Origin of the sequence: Prevotella sp. P4-51 (assembly GCF_002251455.1) — a bacterium.
Taxonomy (GTDB): Bacteria; Bacteroidota; Bacteroidia; order Bacteroidales; family Bacteroidaceae; genus Prevotella.
Genome location: NZ_NPJM01000017.1, coordinates 34,297 through 60,939 on the forward strand (window position 1 = coordinate 34,297; position 26,643 = coordinate 60,939).

Annotated in this window: 25 protein-coding genes; 12 read left to right on the forward strand and 13 right to left on the reverse strand. The window is 56.5% G+C overall.

Annotation, left to right across the window (positions count from 1 at the left end):
* Positions 1–6 precede the first annotated feature (6 nt).
* Both CIK94_RS01845 and CIK94_RS01850 read right to left on the reverse strand, forming a co-directional pair.
* The gene (locus CIK94_RS01845; protein WP_094386671.1) at positions 7–801 is read right to left on the reverse strand and encodes a thymidylate synthase; all 795 of its coding nucleotides are present in this window, start codon (positions 799–801) and stop codon (positions 7–9) included.
* On the reverse strand, positions 798–2,186 hold the full coding sequence (locus CIK94_RS01850; protein WP_371591639.1) for a hypothetical protein: 1,389 nt from the start codon (positions 2,184–2,186) through the stop codon (positions 798–800). Before CIK94_RS01850 ends, CIK94_RS01845 begins: the two co-directional genes overlap by 4 nt.
* 104 nt (positions 2,187–2,290) lie before the next feature.
* Here CIK94_RS01850 and CIK94_RS01855 point away from each other — a divergent pair, with 104 nt between their 5' ends.
* The 3 genes from CIK94_RS01855 to CIK94_RS01865 are packed head-to-tail and all read left to right on the forward strand — an operon-like array spanning position 2,291 to position 3,852.
* Positions 2,291–2,947 (forward strand): DUF6249 domain-containing protein, encoded by a 657-nt coding sequence (locus tag CIK94_RS01855; RefSeq protein ID WP_144008267.1) that lies wholly within the window; start codon positions 2,291–2,293, stop codon positions 2,945–2,947.
* Positions 2,948–2,975: 28 nt separating this feature from the next.
* Positions 2,976–3,518: an RNA polymerase sigma factor gene (locus tag CIK94_RS01860; protein ID WP_094421012.1), complete on the forward strand. Its 543-nt coding sequence runs from the start codon at positions 2,976–2,978 to the stop codon at positions 3,516–3,518.
* Positions 3,505–3,852, forward strand: a complete 348-nt coding sequence (locus tag CIK94_RS01865; protein WP_158216494.1) for a DUF5056 domain-containing protein — start codon at positions 3,505–3,507, stop codon at positions 3,850–3,852. The genes CIK94_RS01860 and CIK94_RS01865 overlap by 14 nt, the downstream gene beginning before the upstream one ends.
* Before the next feature lie 70 nt (positions 3,853–3,922).
* Here the strand turns inward: CIK94_RS01865 and CIK94_RS13935 are convergent, their stop codons facing one another.
* The 7 genes from CIK94_RS13935 to CIK94_RS01890 form a co-directional block, all read right to left on the reverse strand.
* Positions 3,923–4,111 (reverse strand): hypothetical protein, encoded by a 189-nt coding sequence (locus tag CIK94_RS13935; protein ID WP_144008268.1) that lies wholly within the window; start codon positions 4,109–4,111, stop codon positions 3,923–3,925.
* A gap of 18 nt (positions 4,112–4,129) precedes the next feature.
* On the reverse strand, positions 4,130–4,285 hold the full coding sequence (locus CIK94_RS14285) for a hypothetical protein (RefSeq protein ID WP_158216495.1): 156 nt from the start codon (positions 4,283–4,285) through the stop codon (positions 4,130–4,132).
* A gap of 126 nt (positions 4,286–4,411) precedes the next feature.
* Positions 4,412–6,475 carry an OmpA family protein gene (locus tag CIK94_RS01870; RefSeq protein WP_094421016.1) on the reverse strand — a complete coding sequence of 688 codons (2,064 nt, stop codon included), beginning with the start codon at positions 6,473–6,475 and terminating at the stop codon, positions 4,412–4,414.
* A gap of 53 nt (positions 6,476–6,528) precedes the next feature.
* Positions 6,529–7,593, reverse strand: a complete 1,065-nt coding sequence (locus CIK94_RS01875) for an acyltransferase (protein ID WP_094421018.1) — start codon at positions 7,591–7,593, stop codon at positions 6,529–6,531.
* The gene (locus CIK94_RS01880) at positions 7,593–9,665 is read right to left on the reverse strand and encodes a DNA topoisomerase 3 (protein WP_094421020.1); all 2,073 of its coding nucleotides are present in this window, start codon (positions 9,663–9,665) and stop codon (positions 7,593–7,595) included. The genes CIK94_RS01875 and CIK94_RS01880 overlap by 1 nt, the downstream gene beginning before the upstream one ends.
* A gap of 223 nt (positions 9,666–9,888) precedes the next feature.
* Entirely contained in the window at positions 9,889–11,784 is a 1,896-nt protein-coding gene (locus tag CIK94_RS01885; protein WP_094421022.1) for a cation-translocating P-type ATPase, read from the reverse strand.
* A gap of 147 nt (positions 11,785–11,931) precedes the next feature.
* The gene (locus tag CIK94_RS01890; protein WP_094421091.1) at positions 11,932–12,285 is read right to left on the reverse strand and encodes a hypothetical protein; all 354 of its coding nucleotides are present in this window, start codon (positions 12,283–12,285) and stop codon (positions 11,932–11,934) included.
* Here CIK94_RS01890 and CIK94_RS01895 point away from each other — a divergent pair.
* The 7 genes from CIK94_RS01895 (at position 12,284) to CIK94_RS01925 (ending at position 19,914) form a co-directional block, all read left to right on the forward strand.
* Positions 12,284–12,577, forward strand: coding sequence for a hypothetical protein (locus CIK94_RS01895; RefSeq protein ID WP_144008269.1), 294 nt, complete (start codon positions 12,284–12,286; stop codon positions 12,575–12,577). The genes CIK94_RS01890 and CIK94_RS01895 overlap by 2 nt on opposite strands.
* Positions 12,578–12,624: 47 nt before the next feature.
* On the forward strand, positions 12,625–13,275 hold the full coding sequence (locus CIK94_RS01900; RefSeq protein ID WP_094421026.1) for a DUF2975 domain-containing protein: 651 nt from the start codon (positions 12,625–12,627) through the stop codon (positions 13,273–13,275).
* Between the two features lie 12 nt (positions 13,276–13,287).
* Positions 13,288–13,515, forward strand: coding sequence for a helix-turn-helix transcriptional regulator (locus CIK94_RS01905; RefSeq protein ID WP_022309496.1), 228 nt, complete (start codon positions 13,288–13,290; stop codon positions 13,513–13,515).
* 228 nt (positions 13,516–13,743) lie between these two features.
* Entirely contained in the window at positions 13,744–15,015 is a 1,272-nt protein-coding gene (locus tag CIK94_RS01910; RefSeq protein ID WP_094388113.1) for an ATP-binding protein, read from the forward strand.
* A gap of 107 nt (positions 15,016–15,122) precedes the next feature.
* Entirely contained in the window at positions 15,123–17,147 is a 2,025-nt protein-coding gene (locus CIK94_RS01915) for a M13 family metallopeptidase (protein ID WP_094421028.1), read from the forward strand.
* A 218-nt stretch (positions 17,148–17,365) separates the two neighbouring features.
* Positions 17,366–18,238 (forward strand): hypothetical protein, encoded by an 873-nt coding sequence (locus CIK94_RS01920; RefSeq protein ID WP_094421031.1) that lies wholly within the window; start codon positions 17,366–17,368, stop codon positions 18,236–18,238.
* A gap of 140 nt (positions 18,239–18,378) precedes the next feature.
* A complete protein-coding gene (locus CIK94_RS01925; protein WP_022309492.1) occupies positions 18,379–19,914 on the forward strand; it encodes a Gfo/Idh/MocA family protein in 1,536 nt (511 codons plus the stop codon).
* A 302-nt stretch (positions 19,915–20,216) separates the two neighbouring features.
* Here the strand turns inward: CIK94_RS01925 and CIK94_RS01930 are convergent, their stop codons facing one another.
* Positions 20,217–21,473, reverse strand: coding sequence for an ATP-binding protein (locus CIK94_RS01930; RefSeq protein WP_094386660.1), 1,257 nt, complete (start codon positions 21,471–21,473; stop codon positions 20,217–20,219).
* A 326-nt stretch (positions 21,474–21,799) separates the two neighbouring features.
* Between CIK94_RS01930 and CIK94_RS01935 the strand changes: the two genes are divergently transcribed.
* Entirely contained in the window at positions 21,800–22,426 is a 627-nt protein-coding gene (locus tag CIK94_RS01935) for a hypothetical protein (protein ID WP_094386703.1), read from the forward strand.
* Positions 22,423–23,262, forward strand: a complete 840-nt coding sequence (locus tag CIK94_RS01940) for a nucleotidyl transferase AbiEii/AbiGii toxin family protein (protein WP_094421033.1) — start codon at positions 22,423–22,425, stop codon at positions 23,260–23,262. The genes CIK94_RS01935 and CIK94_RS01940 overlap by 4 nt, the downstream gene beginning before the upstream one ends.
* Before the next feature lie 223 nt (positions 23,263–23,485).
* Here CIK94_RS01940 and CIK94_RS01945 read toward each other — a convergent pair whose 3' ends face one another.
* Genes CIK94_RS01945 through obgE form a run of 3 tightly spaced genes read right to left on the reverse strand, consistent with a single transcriptional unit; the run spans position 23,486 to position 26,623 of the window.
* Positions 23,486–24,613 carry a M23 family metallopeptidase gene (locus tag CIK94_RS01945; RefSeq protein WP_022309488.1) on the reverse strand — a complete coding sequence of 376 codons (1,128 nt, stop codon included), beginning with the start codon at positions 24,611–24,613 and terminating at the stop codon, positions 23,486–23,488.
* 53 nt (positions 24,614–24,666) lie between these two features.
* On the reverse strand, positions 24,667–25,458 hold the full coding sequence (gene pgeF / locus CIK94_RS01950; RefSeq protein ID WP_254046121.1) for a peptidoglycan editing factor PgeF: 792 nt from the start codon (positions 25,456–25,458) through the stop codon (positions 24,667–24,669).
* Positions 25,439–26,623, reverse strand: coding sequence for a GTPase ObgE (obgE, locus tag CIK94_RS01955; RefSeq protein ID WP_022309486.1), 1,185 nt, complete (start codon positions 26,621–26,623; stop codon positions 25,439–25,441). The genes pgeF and obgE overlap by 20 nt, the downstream gene beginning before the upstream one ends.
* Positions 26,624–26,643: the final 20 nt, after the last annotated feature.

Genomic DNA, 26,643 nt, shown 5'->3' on the forward strand with positions numbered 1-26,643 from the left:
GAGTGGTTATACCGACACCTGCGCGGCTATGTGTGGCCACGGGTCATAGTCGGTGAGTTGGAAATCTTCGTATTTGAAGTCAAAGAGACTCTTCACGTCGGGGTTCAGGTTCATCTTGGGCAGCGGTCGCGGTGTGCGTGTGAGCTGCAGACGGGCTTGCTCTATGTGGTTCAGATAGAGATGCGTGTCGCCGGTGGTGTGGATGAAGTCGCCGGCACGCAGTCCGGTCACCTGCGCCATCATCTGGAGCAGCAGCGCATACGAGGCGATGTTGAACGGCACACCCAGGAAGGTGTCGGCAGAGCGCTGGTAGAGCTGCAGACTCAGTCGGTCGTCAGCCACATAGAACTGGAAGAGGCAGTGACAGGGTGGGAGCGCCATCTCGTCGACCTCGGCGGGGTTCCAGGCCGACACAATCATGCGGCGCGAGTCGGGGTGAGTCTTCAGCGTGTCTATCACCTGCTGTATCTGGTCTATGGTGCCGCCGTTGTAGTCGGGCCACGAGCGCCATTGGTGTCCGTACACGGGCCCTAACTCTCCGTCTTCGTCGGCCCATTCGTTCCAAATCCTTACACCATGTTCCTGGAGATAGCGCACGTTGGTGTCGCCGCGCAGGAACCACAGCAGCTCATAGATGATAGACTTGAGGTGCAGCTTCTTGGTGGTAAGAAGCGGGAAACCCTCTTCGAGATTGAACCGCATCTGATGGCCGAAGACACTCTTGGTGCCCGTACCTGTGCGGTCGGTCTTGGTGGCTCCTTCGGTAAGGATGCGGTCAAGCAGATTGAGATATTGTTTCATATATTGAGTATTGTCGGTATTTGTTCGGGCAGATGGGTGCTCTTGATACGCCATTCCGGGGGATAGAGGTTGTTGGCGCGGTTGCCCAGGTTCTTGGCAAATCCCAAGGGTATGCCGTGGTAGGTGATGAGCACGATGCCGCGCGGCGTGGCGGCGTCGAGCGTTATCGCTTCTTTGCGCAGATAGGCTATGGCTTGCCCGTATCCGACCTCTGCCTGTGCAAAGGCCGAGCGGTTGAGTGCGGTCGAGAGTGCCAGCGACTGGTGGGGCACCACGTCTTTGCCCTTGACGGTGCCCAAGGTGATGCCGGCGTGCAGCAGATGCAGCGACTTCTCAGCGGCGCGATACTGTGCGAGCCACCATGTGGGGATGGCGCTCAGCGTGTCGCCCCTCTCGCAGAGGGTGAAGTGGTCGCTGCCGTTTATCCACGCCCCCACGTCGGTGCGCGGTCGCGTCTTGGCGGGCTTGCCGCTGTCCTTGGCGCGACGCTCAGCCAGCACGGTGTCGTCGCTCTTGCGCAGCACAGCCATGCACAGCCCTTCGCTGCGCGAGCGGCCGGGGATGAAGCGATACAGACTGTCTTCGCCCTTGAGCGCACCGGTGATGTTCCATTCCTCGCTGATGTCGATGTCCAGCACATCGGCTCCCAGTCCGCGTATCCATGCGATGTTGTCCTCGTTTTCCTGTTCGTTGAACGTGCAGGTCGAGTAGACCAGTATACCGCCAGGCCGCAGACAGGGCCAGATGTCTTCGATGATTTCGCGTTGCAGCCGGTAGCAGTTTTCCACGTTCTGCCGACTCCATTCGGCTATGGCGCCGGCGTCCTTGCGGAACATGCCTTCGCCCGAGCAGGGTACGTCGGCGACAATCAGGTCGAAGAGCAGCCCCGCTTTGCGGAAGTCGCGCGGGTAGTTGTTGGTGACCATCACGTCGGGGTGTCCGTACTTCTGTATGTTTTCGCTCAGTATCTGGGCGCGTTGGCGTATGGGCTCGTTGCATATCAGCAGACTGCCCTGGGGCAGCACCCCGCGCGCCGTGGTCGACTTTCCGCCGGGCGCAGCACACAGGTCGAGCGCTGTCACTGGCCGGTCGATGACCCGCGACAGCACATGGTGCAGAAACATTGACGCCGCTTCCTGCACATAGTAACAACCGGCATGAAGCAGCGGGTCGAAGGTGAAATTGGGACGCGACTCGAGCCAGTAGGCACCGTCGCACCAGGGCACGGGCGTGACTTGGCCCACAGGGCGGCCATCGGTCTTGAAGGGGTTGAGGCGCAGGCTTACCGAGGGTTCATCGTTGAGCCCGCCAACGAGCGTTTCGTAAAGCGCATCGCCCATCAACAGCCGCGTGGAGTCCGCAAAATCTTTAGGTATATCTATCATCTTCACGCTATTAACTTTGCAAAAGTAGTTTTTTTTTAGTTATTTTGCAACTAATTGGCGTCTCAATGCGTCTAATGGATAGAAAAAAACAAAACGAAGAAGATATGAAACGATTTATTCTGACACTTACAGTCATGCTGGCTTGCATCGCCATGAGCGTCGATGCCGCCCCACACCACCGCAACCACCTCGACAACGCTGTGGTGGCCGATACTGCCCACACCGGCATCGAGGCCTACTCCGACACCGCCTCCTGGGATGCTGCCTCCGCTGCCGACTCCACCTACTACGCCTCCACGCCGTATATGGACGACGACCTGGACGATTTCGGCTCGTTTGTCGATTTCTGCAAGCCCCTCTTCGGCATGGGAGGCATTGCCATTGCCGTGATTGTATGCCTGTTAGTGCTACTCTTCCTGTTTGCGCCTCTTATAGCCGTCATCCTCATCGTCCGCCATCTCATCAAGCAGCGCAACGACCGCATAGCGCTTGCCGAGAAGGCACTGGAGCACGGCCAGCCCATACCCTCACAACTCTGCGAGCAGGCTCTCGATACCAACGAGGCCCTCTGGCGCAAGGGCATACGCAACGTGTCGATAGGCGTGGGCATGATAGTGATGTTCTACATCTGGAGTTCGAGCATGCTCATGGGCATCGGCGCCCTGGTGGCTTGCTATGGCGTGGGCCAGCTGGTCATCGTGCGCACCACGGGTGGCCGCCACACCGAAGCACCGCACGACGAGGAGAGCGACAACCAGTAACCACATTATTATATATAGATAGAGCGACGTGAGAAATCTCGAAGACATAGCATGGATTACCCAGGCGGCGATATTCCACAACCGGGCAGCCTTCGGGCGGCTGGTTGAGAAATACCAGGCCCAGGTGCGTCGCTTCTTCCTCAGCCAGACGCTGGGTGACACCCAGTTGAGCGACGACCTGGCCCAAGACACCTTCGTCAAAGCCTACCTCAACATCGCCCGCTTTCGTGGAGAGGCGTCGTTCAGCACGTGGCTGTTTCGCATAGCATACAATGTGTACTACGACCACGTGAAGACGCAGCACCCGACCGACTCTCTGGAAACGCCCGCGGTGATGGGGCGCAGTGGGAGAGACACCGACAGTGGACTGCAGATGGACTTGCGCCATGCGCTGGCGCTCCTTACCGACGCCGAGCGCACCTGCGTGGTGCTCCAGCTGATGGAGGGACAGAGCATAGACCACATCACCATGGTTACGGGTATGCGCGAGGGCACTGTCAAGTCGCATCTCTCGCGTGGAAAGAAGAAAATGGCCGATTATTTAAGACATAATGGATATGACAGACAATGATGACAGACTGATAGCACAGTTTATGACCGAGCACAAGCCCCAGGTGGCCGATATGGGTTTCACCCGTCGCGTGATGCGCCACTTGCCGCAGCACACCGACCGTCTTAACCGTTACTGGACGCTCTTCTGCTTCGTCATAGGGGCGCTGGCGGTGGCTATGATGGGGTCGCTGCCCCGACTGGGTTCGCTGCTCATGGGAGTCATGGGCGACTTGGTGGGCGTGGTGGCTGTCAACGACTGCGTGCGCCCCTCGACACTCCTTACGGTGGTCGTGGGGATAACCGCCATCAGCATCATTACCATCAGCCGCACTCCTGTGCATCATCGCCGATAGCCGTCCGCGGGCGGGGACTGTGGCTGCGCGCCGCGCCTGCATACTGCCGGGCATAGGGTTCGTTGTACATTCACCTGTGGATGTACAGCGAACCCTTTTTGGTACATCCGTGACGGTGGTCGTGGCTCACGTTGCTGCGCAGCGTGTGGATGCGGTGATGCTCATTGGCTTCATCCTTGTGCTTGCCATCATTGCCGGCTCGTAACGTAAGGCACGAGCCCACGTAGCTTATGTTACGAGCCCACGTTTCTTCCGTCACGAGCCCTCGTGCCTTCCGTTACGAGCCGATAGAGATGGTCAGCACGTTGGTAAAGGTGGTCTCGGCGCCGCCCAAGATATGCCCGGCGCCGCTCTTTGTACACTCTGTATCGTTATCGTTACTCACAGCATGGCTGCCCTTGGTGCCAGTTTTCCCCACGGTCTGCAGTGACAAAGCCCTGACTCTTGCGAGCCAGGGCTTTGTCGTCTGTGGGAAAAAGAGGTTATGCTATAGGGTGATGAGGCTATGCTGTGGAGTGATGAGGCTATGCGCCTGCTGTGTGGGCGCGGTGGTGTGGGGCTACTCGATGATGATGTTCAGCCCGTCGTCGCCCTCGTGCTTGTCGGTGGTGGCAGGCTTGGGTCTCTTCTTGAGTTTGCCGTGCTCGTCGAACAGTCCGTAGGTGGTACGCAGCACGATAAACTCGGTGCGGCGGTTCAGCTGGTTGGCTATCTCCTGCTTGTCCTTGTCCAGATGGCTGATAAACTCTTCGGTCAGCACGTCGCCCTCCTTGAGCCACGTGAGCCGCTCGGTGAGCTTGCGCCGTATGGTCTTGGGCTTCTCCTTGCCGTAGCCCACGGGCGTGAGCCGGTCGCGGGCTATGCCCTTGGCGGTGAGATAGTCGACCACAGCCTCGGCGCGGCGCTGCGAGAGCCGCTTGTTGTACTCGGCGCTGCCCTTGTAGTCGCAGTGGGCGCTCAGCTCGATGGTCACATTGCCGTTTTCGTTGAGCAGCGTCACCAGTTCGTCGAGCGCCTTGGTCGACTCGGGGCGCAGCGTGGCCTTGTCGAAGTCGTAGAAGATGTTGTCTATCAGCACCGGTGCGGTGATAGATACCAGCGGGAACTGCAGCACCGTCTCTTCCGACTCTTCGGTGGGCTGCACGGTGAGCTCTTCCTTATGGTTGAGGAAGCCCTTGCAGGTGGCGAGCATCACATAGCTCACTCCGGGCTTGACCACCTGGGTGAACGAGCCGTCGCTCTTGAGCGTCAGTCGGCGGTTGGTGCCGTCGTTGCCTACCATGTAGACCTCGGCCTGCGGCAGTTCGTATCCCTCGGCCTCGTAGACCCATCCCTTGACGGTGTTGACCACCTCGGGGTTCTCAAACGCGTATATATGGTCCCATCCGCGGCCGTCGCCACGGTTGGACGAGAAGTAACCCCGGTTGTGGGGTCCCTCAAAGGTCATGCCGAAGTCATCGCCGTGGGAGTTGAGCGGGTAGCCGGGGTGGTAGAGCTGGTAGCGGCCCTGCTTGTTGACCTTGGCGATGAAGATATCCAGTCCTCCCAGTCCGGAATGGCCGTTGCTCGAGAAGTAGAGGTCGCCGTTGGGGCGGAAGGTGGGAAACATCTCGTCGCCGGGGGTATTGATGGGCTCACCCAGGTTTTCCACGCCGCCCAGTCCGACCGATGTGATGCGCACGCGCCAGATGTCCATGCCTCCCTTGCCACCTGGCATGTCGGAGACGAAGTACAGCCACTCGCCGTCGGGCGATATGGCGGGGTGGGCATAGCTTGACAGCGTGTCGCGGGTGAGCTCCAGCTTGGTGGGCTTGCTCCATGCGGCGTCGCTGCGGTTGGAGGTGACTATCTCTGCATATCGGGGCGACGAGGGGTCGGTCACACACTGGGTGAGATACATCTCACGGCCGTCGGGGCTGATGCAGCATGCGCCCTCGTCGTAGGCGGTGTTGAGGCCGCCGCTCACGGGTTCGGGCTTGGACCACTTGCCCTTGTCGTCCTTGACCGAGACGAAGATGTCGGCATTCTTGGTGCCCGTGATGCCACTCAGCTCGTCGCCCTCGGCCTCGTTGCGCGTCGAGGAGAAGTAGAGGTGGTCCAGGGCGTCGCCTGCCAGCACCGGGCTGTAGTCGGCCCGTCGCGAGTTGAAGACATCCATCCTCTTGACCTTGTATCGCGAGCCCGCCTGCTTGATGGCGGGTGCGTTGAGCGCCGATGCCAGTCCACTCTTGGCCAGCTCGTTGTCGGGCATCGAGTCGAGCACTGTCCTGAACATGTCGGCAGCCTCCTTGTACGACGCACTCTTGAGCAGCTGTCGGCCATAAGCAAGACGGTCTTCGAGCCCAGCCTGTCCGTATCTGAGGGCATTGGCGTAGGCAGAGTTGGCTCGCTGCGACTGGTTGATGCGCTCATAGCAGCGCGCCATCTTGAGCGCCACCTTGCCGCGCTGCTCCCGCTCCTTGGGCGAGAGCTGTCGGTAAGCCTTGCGATACTGCACGGCGGCATCATAGTATTCGCCCAGTGCCTGGTGCTTGTCGCCTTTGCGCACGGCACGCTCGGCACCACAGCCGCTCAAGGAGAGCAGCGTAGCGACAAGGATGAGAGTATATAATAGGTGTTTCATCTTTGAGTCTTTTACAAAGATAACGCCGGAATTGGCGATTTATTGCCCCAGGGTCAGTCTATTCCTAACCAGTAGCGGCTCCAGGGCAGGCGACCGAGGCACCATACTGCGGCATAGGTGGTGGCGGTGGTGCTGAGGGCTATCATCGGCACCAGGGCAGCCACGGGCGCAGCGCCGTCGTAGAGGTCGTGGAAGGCGTTGAGTATCATGATGTGGGCCAGATACATGGCGTAGCTGCACGTAGATACCGAGATGACCAGCCGGCCTATGGTCGAGGTGGCGCTGAGGCGTACGCGGCTTAACGCGCCAAAGGTGCCGAGCGTCATCATCATCACGTTGACGGAGCAGAAGTCCCAGGGCACCTCAAGCTCTACGGCATCCTTGGCAAAGGAGTCGAAGTAGAGGAAGGCCTGGGCAGTAAACAGATAGCCCACCACCAGCAGTGCCATCGACACCGACAGTCGCGGACATCCGTAGCGTCGCAGATAGTGGCCCAGGACGAAGTAGCCGCCGAAGCCGGTGTAATAGTAGAACGCTGGGGTGACGTTCCACGACGCCTCGCCCCACAGCGCGATGCCTGCATGGTGCAGATAGGGCAGCAGGGTGGTAAGCATCCACAGTGCCAGATAGCCCTGGAGTTCGCGCTTGCCACACTGGCGCAGCCAGGGCGAAACGATGGGCGCCAGCAGATACACGCCGATGAGCATGTAGATATACCAGAGGTGGCCCACCTCGACTCCGTAGTTGAGCGGGATGCGGCACACACTGGCGATGCAGGTGGCGATGCCGTCGCCGCTACGCAGCATGAAGTAGACGGCATAGGCCACGCACCAGAACACCCACGGGAAGAGGATGCGGGTGAAGCGGTGGCGGAAGAAGGTGGTGGTAGAGGTGGAGACGGGCAGCAGCAGATAGCCCGAAATCATTACAAAAAGCGGTACACAGATGCGTGCCACGCTGTTTATCCATGTCAGCAGCGGGATGTTGGCATGGATGATGCTCAGGTTGTCTCCGATGTAGTAATACTCGCTGGCGTGCTGCCACAGCACCAGCACGATGGCGACCACTCTGATGAGGTCGAGCGCCACATTGCGCGTAGGTTTGCAGGTAGAGGTCATTATTGTGTCTTGTTGTCGTTGTTGAGAGGCTGTCTCCAGTCACATCCCTCGCGCCAGCGGCTGCAACCATAGGCGGTCTTGCCCTTGATGATGGTGCCCTGGCCGCACTTGGGGCAGGGGCGGCCCACCATGGGGTCGGCGGGCTGTGCGTCGGGTGCAGGTGCGACGGGCTTGGGGGTAGAGTCGGCGGCTTTGGGTTTGGCGTCGGCGGGCTTGGCTGCCGGCTTGCGGGGTGCGGCCTTGCGCTTGGCTGGCTTCTTCTTGAGGTCCTCGTCGGTGGTCACGGTGACACGCCGGTTGGAGTTGTCGCGCAACACATCGTTGACGATGTCGGTGATTTGCACCTTGAGTTCGTTGACAAACTGCGAGGCGTCGTACTTCTTGTGCTCTATGTCGCGCAGCTTCTTCTCCCAGATACCCGTGAGCTCGCAGCTGGTGAGCAGCCGCTCGTGTATCATGTCTATCAGCTGTATGCCGGTGGGCGTGGCTATGAGGTTCTTGCGCTCGCGGCGTATGTAGTGGCGCTTGAAGAGCGTCTCGATGATGCCGGCTCGCGACGACGGGCGTCCGATGCCGTTCTCCTTGAGCGCGGCGCGCAGTTCCTCGTTGTCCACAAACTTGCCTGCCGTCTCCATGGCTCTCAGGAGCGTGGCTTCGGTGTATGGCTTGGGTGGCGTGGTCTGCTTCTCGGTAAGAGTAGGCGTGTGGGGACCCTCTTCGCCCTTGACAAAGGCTTCGAGCGTGCGCTCTTCGTCGTCTTTCTCGGCCTCGTCGTCCTTATGGGTGTCTCGGGCATAGACCTGACGCCATCCGGGGTCAAGAATTTCCTTTCCCGACACCTTGAAGTCTATCTTGTCCACGGCTCCCGTCACCGTGGTGGTGGCAAAGGTGCAGTCGGGGTAGAAGGCGGCGATGAAGCGGCGCACGATGAGGTCGTAGACATTGTGCTCGAGGTCGGTGAGTCCTCTCGCCTCCTGTCCGGTGGGAATGATGGCGTGGTGGTCGGTCACCTTGGAGGTGTCGAAGATACGCTTGGGCTTGATGAGGGGCTTCCCGGCTATCGGTCGCATCAGTTCGTGATAGCTCTTGAGCCCGTTCATGATGCCTGGACACTTGGGATAGATGTCGTCGGAGAGGAATTGGGTGTCGACACGAGGGTAAGTAGTGAGCTTCTTCTCATAGAGAGACTGGATAATGTTAAGCGTCATCTCGGCAGAGTAACTGAACTTCTTGTTGCAGTCTACCTGGAGCGAGGTGAGGTCGTAGAGGTGGGGTGGGGCTTCGGTTCCCTTCTTCTTCTGCACGCCTGTCACTCTGAAGGGTTTGCCCTCGATGGTGGCAAAGGCCTGCTCGCCCTCTTCGCGGGAGGTGAACTTGCCCTGTGTCGCAGTAAACTGAGTGTTGCGATATATCGTCGCCAGTACCCAATATGGTTCGGGTTTGAACTGGTCTATCTCCTTCTGTCGGTTAACGATAAGTGCCAGCGTGGGAGTCTGCACTCGGCCGATGCTCAGCACCTGTCGGTTCTGTCCATACTTGAGCGTATAGAGTCGGGTGGCGTTCATACCCAGCAGCCAGTCGCCCACGGCTCGCGAGAGTCCGGCCAGGTAGAGCGAGTTGTAGTCTTCCTGCTCGCGCAACTTGGCAAAGCCTTCGCGTATGGCCTCGTCGGTCATCGACGATATCCACAGTCGCTTGACGGGGCAGGTGGCTTTGGCCATCTGCATCACCCACCGCTGTATGAGCTCACCCTCCTGTCCGGCGTCACCGCAGTTGACGATGCTGTCGGCCTGGGTCATGAGTTTCTGGATGACTGCAAACTGCTTTTTGATGCCCTGGTCGTCTATGAGCTTGATGCCGAATCGTGGCGGAATCATGGGTAGCGCGGCAAGGCTCCAGTGCTTCCAGTTCTCGGCGTAGTCGTTGGGCTCCTTGAGGCAGCACAGGTGGCCGAAGGTCCACGTCACCTGATACCCGTTGCCCTCCATGTATCCGTCGCGCGCCGAGGTGGCGCCGATGATGCGGGCAATGTCTTTGGCCACACTGGGTTTCTCTGCTATACAAACTATCATCTGTCTTGTCCTTAATCTTTGCTGTGGTTGCAAAGTTACTAATTAATGGCGAAACGGACAACTTACTGCCCTGTTCTCTTTCCTGTGCATCAACAATATATACAAAAAAGCTGGAGGTACTCTCCTGCTTGGTGAGAGTAATCTCCAGCTTTGCAGAGGCATCCTCCAGCGTCGGGGAGATGTCCTCTGTATGTGTAGAGGTGTGGGCGGTGGCGGCAGTGGCTCAGGCGCGTTTCCACTTGAGCCGCAGGCTGTTGAGCACCACGCTCACGCTGCTCATGGCCATCAGTGCGCTTGCCCACATGGGCGTAATCTGGAAGTCGGTGACGGCGTAGAGGACTCCAGCGGCAAGGGGGATGCAGACGAGATTGTAGATGAACGCCCAGAAGAGGTTCTGGCGAATCATGCCTACCGTCTGGCGCGACAGACTGAAGGCTTCGGCTATGCGGCGCAGGTCGTTGCCCATGAGGGTGACCTGTGCCACGTCCATCGCTACATCGGTGCCGCGGCCCATGGCTATGCCCACATCGGCGGCTGCCAATGCCTGACTGTCGTTGATGCCGTCGCCCACCATCGCCACATGCCTGCCCTCGGCCTGCAGACGGGCCACCATGTCCTGCTTGTCCTGTGGCATGACGCGGCTACGCCAATGGTCTATGCCAGCCTGCTTGGCCCAGTAGGCGACAGCCTCGTCGCGGTCGCCGCTCATCATGTAGATGTCTATACCCTGACTCTTGAGTTGCGCGATGGCCTCGCGGGCGTGGGGCTTCAGACTCTCGCGTCGGCTTACGTCGTCGCTGTCGGCGGCATCGGCTGCAGGGAGGGTGAGGGTGCCCGTCTTGTCGATGACGATGGCATCGATGTGGCGCATGGTCTCGAGCGCGGTGGCGTCCTTGATGAGTATGCCCATGCGCGCTGCACGCCCTATGCCCACCATGAGTGCAGTGGGGGTGGCGAGTCCCATGGCGCAGGGACAGGCGATGACCAGCACCGACACCGCCGACATGACGGCTCGGGGCAGCTGGCTCATGCCGCCGATGACGAGCCACGCCACGAGGGTGAGCACCGAGAGCACAAGCACCGTGGGCACAAAGACGGCGGCTATCCTGTCGACCACTCGCTGTACGGGAGCCTTGGAGCCCTGGGCCTGCTGCACCATGCGGATAATCTGTGCCAGCATGGTCTTGCTGCCCACCTCGCGGGCGGTAAACCGCAGGGCGCCGCTGACGACGATGGTACCAGCCAGCACGCGGTCGCCGGCATGCTTGGCTACAGCCTGGGGCTCACCGCTTATCATGCTCTCGTCTATCGTCGCTGTGGTGTCGCCCCAAGCGGTGACCACGCCGTCGACAGCCACTTTCTCTCCGGCTCTCACCTCGACGCAGTCGCCGGGTTGCACAGCAGCGAGAGGCATCTCGACGAGAGCGTCGCCGCTCACCACGCGTGCTGTCTTGGGAGCCAGGCCCATGAGCGAGCGTATGGCTGAAGCTGTGCTGTGCTTGGCGCGCTCCTCGAGCATGCGGCCCGTGAGCACGAAGGTGAGAATCATGACTGTGGCATCATAGTAGGTGTGCCACTCCATGCCCGAGGCAGTCCACACGTCGCCCCAGAAGGTGTTGAAGAAACTGAAGCCGAAGCTGATAATCGTGCTCATCGCCACGAGGGTGTCCATGTTGGCTGTGGCATGCAGCGTCTGTCGCCATGCCGAGTGATAGATGTCGCGTCCGCACCACACCATAGCCGCCAGAGCTATCAGCATGGATAGTTGGTTGGCTGCATCGGCGCTGCCCGTCTCTATCCACCCCATGCCTATGGCCATGCAGAGCAGCGAGAGCAGCCACGCCACCGCCACCTTGCGTCTCAGGCGCTGATACTGCCGTCGCTCGATGGCTTCTACGTTGCGGTCTTGCTCTATCACCAGGTCGTAGCCCGCCTGGGCCAACCGCTCCTTCATCGCCTGGGGCGAGGTGAGGTGCTCGTCGTAGGTCACCGTCACGGTGCGAGCGGCGAGATTGACGCTGGCTGTCGTCACGCCCTCCATGCGCGAGAGGGTGCGCTCTACGGTGCCGGCACATCCGGCACACATCATGCCGAGTACGGCTATCGTGCGTGTAGTCATATCCTTATACCTTATTATATATATGTTATTACCTTATTATATATATAGATCCGACGCCAAACACCATGAGGGTGGCAGCGACGACGATGTGTGCAAAGTTACACAACTCTGCGCAGAATGCAAACGGTTGGGACTGGAAATCAGAGGTCAGTGCCACACTTCGCGCCATGACTCCCTATGCCACAGGTGGTGTAGCCAGGCGTAGGGACGGCGTTGCTGCGGGTAGCGCGGGTTGTACTGGTTGGCGTAAGCCTCGCGCTCAAAGGCGAGGTTGGCATAGCTCTTGTAGCCGTCACGGCAATAGGCCAGACGGAGCAGCCACTCGACGGCATACCACAAGTAGAAAAAGATGTAGAGCATCTCGCGCTGCTGCAGGGTGTGTATATACTCGTGACGGGTACTGACACTATTCAGCGGACCTTTGGCGAAAACGACGCCAAAGAGGTTGATGGCATAGAAACTCTTACCTAAAGGCAGGTGGTTGACACAATATACTCTCATGACAATAACTTTAGCCTTGCGGCGCAATACACATTCATTGAATACACTGCTGCAAATGTATTACATTTTTGTGAAACCGCTCTATTTTTCCCCCTCTTTTTTTCTATCCATCATTACTTTTATCGTGTCGGGGAATGAGGTGGGCGTGGAGACCCTCATCGCTGTGACGGCGATGATGGCCGCCACGATGCGTGTAAGAGTGTTAAATTTATCGTTAAACGATAATAAAACTGGAGTTTTACTTGGTGGTTACAGAGATAATCTCTACCTTTGCCATATCGTTATTCGATAAATAATATACAATTAACAATAAGTTATTAATAATTATCAAGAAAACAGATGAAACGTAAGTTCAACTTCTATTGTATTCTGCTGTTGATAGCTGTGGCTTTCTCTCTCTTCACGGCTGCCCAGCACTTTGTCGAAGGCTTTAACAGCGGTTATGCCGACGCCACCCTTGAGTTTCAGGACCGTGCCACGGGCAAGACCTGCAAACCCTACATTCTGGACTTGCGTTCGCACAACCCGGCACGCCGCGAACTGGCGATGACCAACACGATGACTGGCAATACCGACTCGCTGCGCGTGAGCAAGGTGACCGCTTGGGTGGTCGCCGAAGGCACGGGTAGCACGCCGGTGCTGGTCATCATAGGTAATATGCTGGTGCTGCTGGCGATGTCGGGTTGTTGTTTAGCTTTCTGGGTAGTCTTCATCCGGCTGGTGCTTGCCGTAAACCGAGGTGAAGACTTCGGCGAGTCTGCCACTCGTCGGCTGCGGCTGATGGGTTGGTACATCATAGCCATCTATCTGGGCGAATGGCTGTTGCTGGCCTTTGACACTACGCCCGCCGTGGCCTATGCCGGCTACGACGTGAGCCTCCACAGCGAGATAGACAGTATGCTGCTCGTCATAGGGTTGGGCTTGCTCATGGTGAGCCAGCTCTTTGCCGTGGGCCAGAAGATGAAAGAAGAAAACGACCTTACCATATAAACAGTACCAATCATGGCAATCATAGTAAATGTAGATGTGATGATGGCCCGGCGCAAGATGTCGTCGGGCGAGTTGGCCGAGCGGGTGGGTATCACTCCCGCCAACCTCTCGGTACTCAAGACGGGCAAGGCCAAAGCCATACGCTTCACCACCCTCGAAGCCATCTGTCAGGCTCTCGACTGCCAGCCCGGCGATATACTCGAATATCGTGCCGACGATGACGGTCAGCATGCCCCTTGAGGTCAAGTCAGGTGATGTATTCACCAGTTGATCGCCGGCAGTTGGCTCAAGGGCTTTTCTCACCACGCCGACCACCCCGTCAACCATCATTTCCGCCAACTGAGGAAGCGAAATCGCGCCAACTGAGGAAGTGAAAATGCGCCAACTGAGGAAATAAAAATGCGCCAACTGAGGAAATAACAGAAAAAAGATGTATATTTGCAGCTGTAAATCAAATCATTTGAAGATATGGAGTACAAACATAGAATCGCAGACCAAATGCTTGCCAAGAAGTTGGCAAGCAAAGGAGCCATATTGATAGAAGGTCCCAAGTGGTGCGGGAAGACCACCACCGCCGAACAGCAGGCAAACAGCATCTTGTATATGGATAATCCTACGTCGTTGGCAACCAATCTGGAGATGGCGGAGATTGACGCTTCCGTGTTGCTGGATGGCGATACTCCGAGACTGATTGACGAGTGGCAGTTGGCACCGAAGCTGTGGGATGCCATAAGGTTTGAGATTGACCATAGGCGCGAGGTAGGGCAATTTGTCTTGACAGGCTCTGCCGTTCCCGCGGAAGAAAAAGAGATACACCACTCTGGTACAGGACGGTTCAGCTGGTTGACCATGCGTCCAATGAGCCTCTATGAGTCAGGAGAGTCAAATGGCGGTGTTAGCTTGGCTCATCTGTTTGGAACTCCTGAAAAAATCGTCGCCGTAAACAAGCTGAAGATAGATGACATTGCCTTCTTGATTTGCCGCGGTGGCTGGCCCTTCGCATGCAATTTGCAAGGCGAGGCTGCCCTGGCGCAAGCGTTCGATTATGTGGACGCCATTATCAAAAAAGATATTTCCCGAGTGGATGGAGTTAACCGCAATAGTACGACAACGAGGCTGCTTTTGCGTTCATACGCCCGTAACCAAGGTTCGCAGGCAACCATCGGAACTATAGTGGCAGACATGATGACCAATGATGAAAATGAAATAAGCGTAAAGACGGCAGGCGGTTATTTGGAGGCATTGCGAAAGATATTTGTCATAGAGGACTCTGAGGCTTGGAACCCCAACCTCCGCTCAAAGACAGCCATCCGCACGGCCAACACCCGATACTTCATAGACCCTTCGATAGGCACCGCAGTATTGGGACTTGGTCCAAATGACCTTATTGGCGACCTCAACACTATGGGGCTCTTCTTTGAGACCCTGTGTATCCGTGACTTGCGGGTATTTGCAGATGCGCTGGATGGTGCGGTGTATCATTATCGAGACAAGAACGGGCTGGAATGTGATGCCGTGATACATCTCCGTAATGGAAAATACGGACTTGTTGAGGTTAAGCTGGGTGGTGACAGGCTCGTCAATGAAGGGGCAGCCAATCTGTTGACTCTTAAGGAAAAAATAAATACAGAAAAGATGAATGAGCCTTCCTTCATGATGGTGCTTACAGGTACTGGCGATTATGCCTATCGAAGAAAAGATGGCGTATTCGTAGTTCCCATTGGATGTCTGAAAGACTGAAGCAGACAAGAAAACAATCTCATAAAGGCCCACCTTGACGAGGATAGCCTCTACCATCATCGTGGCACTCAGGACGGAAACAATTAATCAACAAAATAACCCTACAAATGAAAATTAAAATGTTAATCGCGGCACTCGCCATCTCAGGCATGACCTCTGCCCAAACACTCAAAAGCGGCATTGACAAGGCCAACATGAACCTTGAAGTCAAGCCCGGTGAAGATTTCTACCAGTTTGCTGCCGGCGGCTGGCTCAAGAGCCATCCACTCGACGCCGTACACCCCATGAACGGTTCGTTTACCGATTTGGACGAGCAGAACAACGACCGCATACGCGACCTCGTGAAGGAGTATGCCGAGAAGCACATGCCCCAGGGCACAGTGGGCCAGAAAATTGGTTCGCTTTACCGTATGTATATGGACACGGTGGCTCGCAACCGTATGGGCTACGAGCCCATCAAGCCCGCCCTTGCCAAGGTGGCTGCCATCAAGAACCGCAAGCAGTGTGAGCGCGTGATGTACGAACTGGGTGCCAAGGGCTACGGCACCATGCTCTTCGGCTTCGGACTGGGCCAGGACGCCATCAACTCTGACCAGTACATCTTCGGTGCCAACCAGGGTGGCATCGGTCTTGACCCCGAATACTATACCCAGCCCAATGAGCAGCAGAAGGCAGTGGTGGCCGCCTACAAGAGTCTGATGAAAGACCTCTTCAAGATGGTGGGCAACAGCGAGGCCATGGCTGAGAAGAAGATGCAGGCAGCCTTCGCCATCGAAGACCAGATAGCCCGCCAGAGCTACGACCAGGTGAAGAGCCGCGACCCTCAGGCCAATATCCACAAGATGAGCTGGCAGGACCTGCTGCGCGACTATCCCGGCATCGACTGGAAGCAGCTCTGTCTGGCTTATGGCTATCCTTCCGACATTGACTCTGTCGATGTGGGTCAGCCCGAGCCCATCCACGAGGTAGAGAAGATACTCGCCACCGCCGACCTCTTCGCCCTCAAGGCCAGCTTGGAGGCCAGCGTCATCAGTTCGTCTGTGAGCCTGCTCTCCGACGACTTCGTCAACCGCCGTTTCGAATACACCAAGGCCGTCTATGGCGTCAAGGAGCAGCAGCCCCGCTGGAAGCGCGGACTGGGATTTGTCCAGGGACTCATGGGCGAGTCTATCGGCAAGCTCTATGTCGCCAAGTACTTCCCCGAGAGCAGCAAGCAGAGAGTGGTGGAGATGGTACACAACCTGCAGGACGCCTTCGCCCAGCGCATCGGCGAGAACACATGGATGACCGATGCCACCAAGGCTAAGGCCATAGAGAAGCTGCGCAGTATGCGTATCAATATAGGTTATCCCGATAAGTGGCAGAACATGGAAGAGTACGTGCAGATAGACGAAAGCAAGAGCCTGCGCGCCAACTACGACGAGATTATCCCCGCCCTGCGCCGCCGCAGTCTGGAGAAGAAGTGGCGCAAGCCTGTCGACAAGACTGTCTTCGCCTGCAATCCCCAGATGGTCAACGCCTTCTATGCCCCAACCTTCAACAGTATCAACTTCCCGGCAGCCATCCTCCAGGCTCCGTTCTTTGACGCCGAGGCCGACGACGCCGCCAACTATGGCGCCATCGGAGCCGTCATCGGCCACGAGATGAGCCACGGCTTCGACGACCAGGGCTGCCAGTTTGACAAGGACGGCAACCTGAACAACTGGTGGACCGACGAGGACAAGGCCAACTACAGCCAGCGCACCAAGGTGTTGGCCGGCTGGTTTAGCGCACAGGAGGTACAGCCCGGCCTGAAGGTCAATGGCGAGAAGACCCTTGGCGAGAATATCGGCGACAACGGCGGTATCAACGTGGCATTCCGTGCCCTGCAGAACGTGATGGCCAAGCAGCCTCTGCCCGAGAAGGACGGCTACAGCGCAGCCCAGCGCTTCTTCCTCTCCTATGCCCGCATCTGGGCCAGCAATGTGGCTCCGCAGTTTGTGGCTTACCTCGTCAACAGCGACGTACACTCGCCCAACCATCTGCGTGTCAATGCCGCTCTGCCCCATATCGACGCCTGGTATGAGGCTTGGAACATCCACCCCACCGACCGCCTCTATCTGGCTCCCGACAAGCGCGCCCATATCTGGTAATCACTCGGTGTGAACCGACCGCATAAGCATGGCTCCCGTCTGCCCCAAGAGAGGCAGCGGGAGCCTTTTGGGTAGCCACGGTGATGACGGCGCTGTCATCTACACCTTAATTATAATAATAGGGGAAACCCTATTGCGATTTAGGGGAAAAACCATGGCGGTGACGGTGGAATTGATTACTTTTGCAAGCATAACAGTAACTAAAACCAGTGAAGGGAATGAGGAAACAATACGCAGCAATAGCCGCTTCGACGCTCCTGATGATGAGCGGATGCGGCACCTACGCCGGACAGGGCGCCTATACAGGTGCCACCTTCGGCTCGATATTGGGTAGTGCTATCGGTGGCATCAGCGACGGACCGCGCGGTCACGACATGGGTACCATCGTGGGCATGGCGGGTGGCGCCGTGCTGGGTGGCATCATCGGCAACGCCGCCGACCAGCAGCGACAGCAGGGCTATGACAACGGCGGATATGCCAGCCGTCGCCAGCGTCAGCGCGACTATGGCGACGACATCTATACCAGCCGTCAGCGGCGCCAGCGTCCACGCGCCCAGCAACCCGTGACCACCCAGCAGAGCGAAGCCGGATATGGCAGCGGTTTCGACGAGAACAACGGCGGCGACGACCGCATCGAGTTCACCCCCGGCGATGGCGGTAACAGCGAGAAGGGCACTAAGCCCACGCAGGTGCTGCCCGGTTCGTCGAGCGTGGAGAATATCGCCGAGGGCATAACCTATACGCCGACGATAGAGATACGCAACGCCCGGTTTATAGACGCCAATGGCGACAACCGCATAAGCCGCAACGAGCTGTGCAAGGTGGTCTTTGAGGTCTACAACAACGGCCGTCAGACCATCTATGATGTACAGCCCATGGTGGTCGAAGCCACCGGCAACCGCCATATCTTCATCTCGCCCGGCGTGCATGTGGAGAAGATTGCCCCCGGATGCGGCATACGCTACACCGCACTGGTCAAGGCCGACAACCGCATCAAGGTCGGTAACGTGAAGTTGTGCATCTCGGTCATCGAGGGCAACAACCACAAGATATCCAAGGTCAACGAGTTTAATATCGCCACCTGCAAATAGACAGGAGGCCGAAATAACCACACGGCGTGCCCGGGACGTGAAGATAAAAAACGTTCCGGGCATGTTGTTTTTCGTCCCTTTCGTTTGGGGATTGATGATTAAAGCCTTAACTTTGCATAACAATCTAAATTAAAGACGTAATGAACAAGAAAATCATCACTTTGCTGATACTGGTGGGACTGTTTATGACAGCGCTCACCGCCAGCGCCCAGGTGGCCTTTGACTGGCCCTACAAGACAGTGGATGGCACTATTGTCACCCAGGTTCCCGAACGTCCTGCCGGCCAGCAGCCCGCACTGGGACTCACCGCACCCAAGCTCAAGGTGGTGCGCGTGGGATTTGTAGGACTGGGCATGCGCGGTCCCGACGCCGTGCGCCGCTTTACCCATATCAACGGCACCCAGGTGATGGCCCTCTGCGACCATGAGCGCGAGCGCGCCGACACCTGCAACACCATTCTGCGCGCCGCATCCATGCCCCCGGCAGATATATATTATGGTGAGGACGGATACAAGAAGTTGTGCGAGCGCAAGGACATCGACCTGGTGTATATCGCCACCGACTGGCTCCACCACTTTGTTGTGGCCAAGTATGCCATGGAGCATGGCAAGCACGTGGCCATCGAGGTGCCGTCGGCCATGAACCTGCGCGAGATATGGTCGCTCATCGACCTCAGCGAGAAGACCCGCCTGCACTGTATGATGCTTGAGAACTGCTGTTATGACTTTTTCGAGCTCAACAGCCTCAATATGGCGCAGCACGGAGTGTTCGGCGAGGTGCTCTATGTGCAGGGTGCCTATCGCCATGACCTCTCCCAGTTCTGGGATATGTACTGGAAGAAGGACGCCAATGACCGTCTGGGCTGGCGCTTGGACTTCAACCAGAAATTCCGGGGCGATGTATATGCCACCCACGGTCTGGGCCCCATCGCCCAGGTGCTGGATATACACCGCGGCGACCGCATGAAAACTCTCGTGGCTATGGATACCAAGTCGGTGAACGGTAAGGCGTGGGCAGAGAAGCTCTCGGGCAAGCCCTGCGAGAAGTTTGCCAACGGCGACCATACCACCACCCTCATCAGCACCGAGAACGGCAAGGTTATCGAGATACACCACAACACCATGACGCCCCAGCCCTACAACCGCATGTACCAGCTCACGGGTACCAAGGGCTTTGCCAACAAATATCCTACTGAGGGCTACGCGCTCTCGGGCGATGAGATGAAGAACAGTGGCGTGCGCCCGTCGGCCGACAATCTCTCGGGCCACTCCTATATGCCCGCCGCCGACCGCCGTGCGCTCACCAAGAAATATGAGAGCCCCATCGTGACCCGCTATCTGGCTCAGGCCAAGAAGGTAGGCGGCCACGGAGGTATGGACTACATCATGGACAGCCGTCTGGTCTACTGTCTGCAGCACGGGCTGCCTTTCGACATGGATGTCTATGACCTGGGCGAATGGTGCTGTCTGGCAGAGCTCGGTTCGCTGTCGATGGACAATGGCAACAAGCCGGTAGAGGTGCCCGACTTCACCCGCGGCCACTGGAACGATGTGAAAGGCTACCGCCACGCTTTTGCCACACCCGAAGAGGAGGCACAGGTAGATGCCGAGTCTGCCGCCTTCACCGAGAAACTCAAGGCCAAAGGCGCCAAGTATTGGCAAAAGCACAGCAAGTAGATAACCGGGCGCAAGCCCCACGACGATAGCCACCGCAGCCAGAGGCTCAGGTAGCATAGCATTATCCGCAATGCCCATAGACAGGCATTGCGGATATTTTATTAGGCCCAACCGCCCGCCTCCAATTCTCCCGAAACCTCTGCCGACCGCAAATAACCTGACTTCGCGACCTGATATGGCCAAATCGTGGCCCGCAAAGAATAAATACCGTCACGCAATGACTAAATCCAACCTCGCAATCAATATGGAGAGGGTCATGGCATGCACTATTTAGCCTCAGTGGCTGGATATATGGGCTGAGGCTATTGGTTTAATAGCTCTTTATCTGTCAGGAAATCCAATAAGCTAATGGTCAGAATACCAAATTCGTCTTCCTTACGATGGATGTCGTCACCAACAATGACTATTTTTCGAAAGTGGTCGTTGATTGACAGTAACGGACGGCTCTCTTGGGCCTCTTTCTCAGTCGTGGGCATGTGGTAAGCCGACTGGATATACACTCTATATGGAGGGCGGTTTACCACGAAGTCAACCTCCAGCATTCTTCTGACAAACTTTCCGTTCTCGTCCTTGCCCCCAAGTTCAACCAACCCAACATCCACATTATATCCACGACTGCGGAGCTCATTGTAGATAATGTTTTCCATAATGTGTGTTTCCTCTTGCTGACGATAGTCGAGAATAGCTGCGCGGATGCCAATATCGGCAAAGTAATACTTGGATTCGGTACCAATATACTTTCTGCCTTTCACGTCGTAGCGCAAGGCCTCCTCTATCAAGAATGAGTCTTCCAGATATTCAATATATAGCTTTATCGTATCTCGCTTTATGGACACGCCTTGTGCAGACTGAAATGTGTTGGCTATTCTCGTTGGATTGGTAGACGAACCTATTCCTGAAGCTAATACTCGCACAAGTTCTTTCATTCCTTCAGGGTTGCGCAAATGGTTGCGCTCTATCACATCACGGAGATAGGTAGTTTCATACAGATTATGCAAATAATCGGTTTTTTTCTCTTCTGTTTCCAGCAAAGCCACCTGCGGGAGTCCTCCAAAAGTATAGTAATCCAACCATGCCTTGCGTATGTCGCCGCCAATACCCTTGAAATACTCATCGAAGGTGAGAGGCCAGATGCGTATTTCGTCACCTCTGCCACGAAATTCCGTTACGATATCGCTCGACAGGAATCTGGAGTTTGACCCCGATACATACACATCCACATTCCTTATGTGGGTTAAACTAAGGATAACCTCTATGAAATCTTCCACCAGTTGTACCTCATCCAAAACAATATAAAAAGGATTGCCATCATCAACTACCTTGGAGTCTATATAGTCAAGTAGAGCATCAGGTTTTCTCAGTCGTCGGTTTCGGAAGTCATCAAGTTGTATCTCGATGATGTGGCTGCCAGTCACTCCATGTTTCAACAGCCAGTTGTGCCAGATATTGAACAGCAGAAAGGACTTTCCGCATCGTCTGACACCCGTAATAATTTTCACAAGTCCGTTTCCGCGTCCTGCGATAAGCTCATTCAAGTATTTCTTACGTTCGAATATCATATTAGGGTATATTTTTTGATACCAGTATCATATTTTACACCGCAAATATACTGCTTTTATATGAAAAGGATGCCTAAACGATGCGAAAAAACGTTCGGCAAGTGTTAGAAACAATTGTTGTTATACCAAAAGCGATGTTGTCGCCACTGTTTCTGATTAAAGAACATTCTATAGTCAATTTGGAAGCAACCAATAAGGTCATGGCATGCACAAACCAAGCCTCATGGAGCCCATGGATGGCCTCGAAATTGCAAAAACAGCCAAAATTGGTACAGAAAAACAATAAAAAGTTTGTTTACTGTACCAGTTTTGACTATCTTTGTGGCATGATTATGGACTTAGAGCATATTGGCAACATTCCAGTAAGCACCGCTACGGTGGCATCTCTATTCCCGGAAATGTCGGCAGGTAATCAAAAGGTGCTTCAACTTGAGACGGCAGGCAAGGTAATACGTCTTAAGAGAGGGCTATATGTGATAGCCCCCAAGGTATCGCGGGTGAGCCTGTCAACAGAGTTGATAGCCAATCATCTCTATGCCCCTTCGTATGTGTCCAGACAGACAGCCTTGCGCTATTACGGACTGATACCCGAGGCAGTCTATACCACCCAGTCGATGACGATAAAGCACTCCCGCCACTTTGATACCCCCGTGGGGCGCTTCGAGTATCAGATGATTTCGCGCGAGGCCTTCTCTGTAGGCGTGACAAGCATCAACCAGCATAGCTACTCGTTTCTGATGGCTACACCCGAAAAGGCGCTGTGCGATCTGATAGCCAATTCTCCTAATGTCAACCTCCGCTATCTGAAGGATGTTGAGGCTTATCTGGAAGGTGACATCCGCATGGACATAGATGACTTCCTGTGTATGGATGTAGGTATCTTTGAGCGGTATGCACAAGTCGGGAAAAAGGGAAAATCGATAGAAACTCTGATAAAATATATGAAGAAATGAGCACAAACGAAATATACAATCAGATGTTGTCGGTCTATGAACTTACGACCGAACAGCAGAGGCGCAATGCCATCTTCGAGGTCAATCAGCAGGTAATCCTTGCAGGGCTGTATAATGGGGGCTTCTTTGACGAGGCAGCCTTTTATGGCGGCACCTGTCTGCGTATCTTCCATGGTTTGCAGCGCTTCTCTGAAGATATGGACTTCTCGCTCGTCTCTCCCAATGACCACTTCGACTTTACCCGATACTTCCAGCCGATAGTCAATCAGTTTGCCCTCGTCGGTCGCGAGGTTGAGATCAAGAAGAAAGACAAGAAGAACTTTGGCAAAGTGGAGTCTGCCTTCTTGAAGGATAACACTGATGTCTATGATATCACCTTCCAGACGGAGAAAACGGTAAAGATAAAGATAGAAGTAGACACGCAACCACCATTGAAGTTTGATACCGAACAGAAACTGCTTCTCCAGCCACAGTCATTCATGACACGATGCTTCACTCTGCCAGACCTGTTTGCAGGCAAGATGCACGCATTGCTGTATCGGGCGTGGAAGAATAGGGTGAAAGGCCGTGACTGGTATGACTTCGAATGGTACGTTCGCCACAATATTCCTCTTGACTTTGCCCACCTACATGAATGGGCCTTACAGTTCAATCAGGAGGATATCACCAAGGAGTCGTTTCTGGACAAGCTGAGCGAGCGACTGGCATCGGCAGACATCAAGCAGGTCAAGGCAGACGTGCTGCCCTTTGTCCGCAATCCCAAGGAACTTGACATCTGGTCAAACGACTATTTCCTGCAACTGGCCAAGATGGTGAAATGGACCACTGAAGACTGACGCCACGGTCATGGCGATAGGGGCTGCCTCTGTAACGAGAGGTATGCCAAGGGCCAGGCTCGCCCCCCGAAATCGCAGCAATAACAATAAAGGCAAGCACCTCTGTCATGGGTGCTTGCCTTTATTGCTGCTGTGGTCTGGAGTCTATGGATGCTCAGCCAGGTGCCGTCGCTGCCGTCGGCGGGGTGATGGCGGGCGGGGCGAAGGTGTGGGGTAGCGGGGGTTATTTCTTGGTCTTCACGCTGCCGTTCTTTCCCAGCACGAGGGTGGTGGCTTTCAGACTGCGCTTGGTATGGTCGAAGATGGTGGACGGATTGATGCGCACGCCACGGTACTTGACCTCGAAGTGCAGGTGCTCGGTGGTGGCCCGCCCCGTGCGCCCCGTGAGTCCGATGACGTCTCCGGCCTTGACCTTGTCTCCTACCTTGACCAGGTTCTTGTACTGGTGGGAGTAGAGCGTCTCAAAACCGAAAGCGTGGCGGATGATGATGCAGTTGCCATAGCCCGAGAAGGGGGCGGAGCGGGTGACGACGCCGTCGAAAGCAGCCACGATGTTGTCTTTGGGCTTGGTCTTGAGGTCTACGCCACTGTGGCGCCGTCTGCCGCCATAGGGGCTGATGACCTTGGCACCCGGGAGCGGGTAGGCCCAGTGCTCCTCCTCTATCTGGGTAAGGTCGAGCTCGAAGCTGCTGCTGTTTTCAAACGGGTTGGTTTCCTCGTCGGGGTCGAGGGTCAGTCCGCGCTTCTCGTTGCTCTCTCCGTCGATGTGGGTTATACGGATATTGGCGCCGCGCTTCTCGAACGCCAGCACCTGACGGTAGAGTCGGTGGTTGCGGGCATTGACGATGGTGGCGGGGTTGACGCGTGAGCCGTTGACCATGATGAAGAAGCGGCAGAGACCCTGCTCGCCGTCGTTGCCGATGATGGCGATGGTCTGTCCGGCCTTTACCGTCTGTCCGCTCTGCACCAGGTTCTGCGCATTGTTCTCATAGACAGTTTCCAGACCATTGTCGTGGCGTATCACGATGACATTGCCGTGGCGGTCCATCTTTCGCGCGAGTCGTACGCAGCCGTCAAACATTGCCTTGACGGCATCGCCCTTCTTGGAGGTGATTTCCAGTCGGTCTTCCTTGTCAGAGAGCGTAGCCTTGCCCACGGGCAGCGGGAAGCTGTAGGCTCGGTCGCCCATGCTGGTGAAGTCGATGCTGAAGGCTTTGCTCTTGTCAAAGAGTCCAGGGGTGCTGATGCTTATCTGCTGGGTTTCGGCTGGGGTGAACTTGATGTTGGCTGGGGTGGATGCCGACAGCAATGTCGCCAGCAGGGCCCATGTCAGTGTATGCTTGATGTTCATATGTATAAAGGTAGACTTTTAGGAGTAAGGGTTAATGGTCGGGGTGTGGGATGTCATCGCATCAGGATACCGGTGTAGATGCGTCCGGAGTCGATGCCGAGACGGCGCGCCGAGAAGTAGTCGTCGGCATGGTCGAAGGTACAGATGCCGGCATGGTGGATATGCTCGGGCGCCACGCCGCAGCCGATGAGCTCCCGGATATTGATGCCGGGCAGGTCAAGGTGCCACTTGGTGTGCCACTCGGCGGTGTCGGTGAGGTCGAAGCCGGCCTGCAAGAACTGGTCGTAGACCTCCTGTCCCACTTCAAAGTTGGCAAGCGAGATGCCTGGTCCTACCACGGCGCGCAGCCTGTCGGGGGTGGTGCCGTAGTGGAGTTGCATGGCCATGACGGCACGCTGGCAGATGCGCTGCAGGGTGCCGCGCCATCCGGCATGGATGGCGGCGGTGGCGCGGGCCACGGGGTCGTAGAGCAATACAGGGATGCAGTCGGCGGTGGAGACTCCGATGCACACGCCGGTCATCGAGGTCGTCACCATGTCTACTCCGTCGAGTATCTTGTCGCGCACGACGTCGCTCATGTCGAGCAGTTCGGGCGCCACGGCGCGGTGCTCGATTCCGTGGACCTGGTGGGGGAGGACGATGTGGGAGGCGGGCAGTCCGAGCCTGTCGGCCAGCAGCTGGCGGTTGCGTGCCACGTGGTCGGCGCTGTCTCCGCAGTAGGGGTTGATATTGAACGAGGCGTAGTTGGCCTCACTCACGCCGCCATGTCGGGTGGTGGAGAAGGCTGTGACCCCTTCGCCGAGGTCATAGCAGAGCAGACGGGGTTCAGTCTTGCTGGTCATCATAGTCCTCCTCGTCGTATTCGAAATCTTCCAGGTCTTCGATATCTTCGATGTCGTCTTCATCGACAAACTCGATATCCTCGCCCTCGTCGTGGAGTTCTTCGGCAAAGCGGCTCATATCCTTGTCGCGGTGCACCAGCGTGTCTTCGGCTGTGATGTCTGCCAGCTTGTTGCTCTCGCTGTTGAGCTCACGCCACAGGATATCCTTGAGCTCGGGCAGTCCCTTGCCGGTGACGGCAGAGATGAACACCACGGGGAGGTCGTCGGGCAGAGTCTCGCGCAGCATGTCGATAAGCTCGTCGTCGAGCAGGTCGCACTTGGTGACCGCCAGCACGCGGTGCTTGTCGAGCATCTCGGGGTTGAACTGCTGCAGCTCCTTGAGCAGCACTTCATATTCGCGCTTGATATCGTCGGTGTCGCCGGGCACCATGAAGAGCAGCAGCGAGTTGCGCTCGATGTGGCGGAGGAAGCGCAGTCCCAATCCCTTGCCCTCGCTGGCTCCCTCGATGATGCCGGGGATGTCGGCCATGACAAACGATTGGTGGTCATGATAGTCTACGATGCCCAATGAGGGCTCGAGGGTGGTAAAGGGATAGTTGGCTATCTTGGGCCGTGCGCTCGAAAGCGACGAGAGCAGGGTGGACTTTCCGGCGTTGGGCAGACCTACCAGTCCGACGTCGGCAAGCAGCTTGAGCTCGAGGATGATGGTCATCTCCTCCATCGGTTCGCCCGGCTGTGCGTAGCGAGGAGCCTGGTTGGTGGCTGTGCGGAACTGGAAGTTGCCCAATCCGCCGCGTCCGCCCTTGAGCAGCAATACAGTCTGTCCGTCGTAGTTGACGTCGCACACGTATTTGCCCGTCTCGGCGTTGTAGACCACAGTGCCGCAGGGTACGTCGATATAGATGTCCTTACCATCGGTGCCGTGACACTTGTCGCGGCCACCATTGCCTCCATGTTCGGCAAATACGTGACGCTGGAACTTGAGGTGGAGCAGCGTCCAATAGTTGTGATTGCCACGGAGGTAGATGCTTCCTCCGCGTCCTCCATCGCCACCGTCAGGACCACCATTAGGGTTGTACTTCACGTGGCGCAGGTGCATACTGCCGCGTCCGCCCTTGCCCGAGCGACAACAGATTTTTACATAGTCAACGAAATTGGATTCTGCCATAATTATAATAGATGATAAGG

Bases quoted from the DNA above. Each gene is read 5' to 3' on its own strand.
- CIK94_RS01920 (WP_094421031.1), top strand. From the start codon at position 17,366: ATGAGGAAACAATACGCAGCAATAGCCGCTTCGACGCTCCTGATGATG.
- pgeF (WP_254046121.1), bottom strand. From the start codon at position 25,458: ATGATGACCAGCAAGACTGAACCCCGTCTGCTCTGCTATGACCTCGGC.
- CIK94_RS01925 (WP_022309492.1), top strand. From the start codon at position 18,379: ATGAACAAGAAAATCATCACTTTGCTGATACTGGTGGGACTGTTTATG.
- CIK94_RS01875 (WP_094421018.1), bottom strand. From the start codon at position 7,593: ATGACCTCTACCTGCAAACCTACGCGCAATGTGGCGCTCGACCTCATC.
- CIK94_RS01930 (WP_094386660.1), bottom strand. From the start codon at position 21,473: ATGATATTCGAACGTAAGAAATACTTGAATGAGCTTATCGCAGGACGC.
- CIK94_RS01935 (WP_094386703.1), top strand. From the start codon at position 21,800: ATGATTATGGACTTAGAGCATATTGGCAACATTCCAGTAAGCACCGCT.
- CIK94_RS01865 (WP_158216494.1), top strand. From the start codon at position 3,505: ATGACAGACAATGATGACAGACTGATAGCACAGTTTATGACCGAGCAC.
- CIK94_RS01880 (WP_094421020.1), bottom strand. From the start codon at position 9,665: ATGATAGTTTGTATAGCAGAGAAACCCAGTGTGGCCAAAGACATTGCC.
- CIK94_RS01900 (WP_094421026.1), top strand. From the start codon at position 12,625: ATGAAACGTAAGTTCAACTTCTATTGTATTCTGCTGTTGATAGCTGTG.
- CIK94_RS01915 (WP_094421028.1), top strand. From the start codon at position 15,123: ATGAAAATTAAAATGTTAATCGCGGCACTCGCCATCTCAGGCATGACC.
- CIK94_RS01850 (WP_371591639.1), bottom strand. From the start codon at position 2,186: ATGATAGATATACCTAAAGATTTTGCGGACTCCACGCGGCTGTTGATG.
- CIK94_RS01845 (WP_094386671.1), bottom strand. From the start codon at position 801: ATGAAACAATATCTCAATCTGCTTGACCGCATCCTTACCGAAGGAGCC.
- CIK94_RS01895 (WP_144008269.1), top strand. From the start codon at position 12,284: ATGACAATAACTTTAGCCTTGCGGCGCAATACACATTCATTGAATACA.
- CIK94_RS01855 (WP_144008267.1), top strand. From the start codon at position 2,291: ATGAAACGATTTATTCTGACACTTACAGTCATGCTGGCTTGCATCGCC.
- CIK94_RS01885 (WP_094421022.1), bottom strand. From the start codon at position 11,784: ATGACTACACGCACGATAGCCGTACTCGGCATGATGTGTGCCGGATGT.
- CIK94_RS01910 (WP_094388113.1), top strand. From the start codon at position 13,744: ATGGAGTACAAACATAGAATCGCAGACCAAATGCTTGCCAAGAAGTTG.
- obgE (WP_022309486.1), bottom strand. From the start codon at position 26,623: ATGGCAGAATCCAATTTCGTTGACTATGTAAAAATCTGTTGTCGCTCG.
- CIK94_RS01890 (WP_094421091.1), bottom strand. From the start codon at position 12,285: ATGAGAGTATATTGTGTCAACCACCTGCCTTTAGGTAAGAGTTTCTAT.
- CIK94_RS01870 (WP_094421016.1), bottom strand. From the start codon at position 6,475: ATGAAACACCTATTATATACTCTCATCCTTGTCGCTACGCTGCTCTCC.
- CIK94_RS01905 (WP_022309496.1), top strand. From the start codon at position 13,288: ATGGCAATCATAGTAAATGTAGATGTGATGATGGCCCGGCGCAAGATG.
- CIK94_RS01940 (WP_094421033.1), top strand. From the start codon at position 22,423: ATGAGCACAAACGAAATATACAATCAGATGTTGTCGGTCTATGAACTT.
- CIK94_RS01945 (WP_022309488.1), bottom strand. From the start codon at position 24,613: ATGAACATCAAGCATACACTGACATGGGCCCTGCTGGCGACATTGCTG.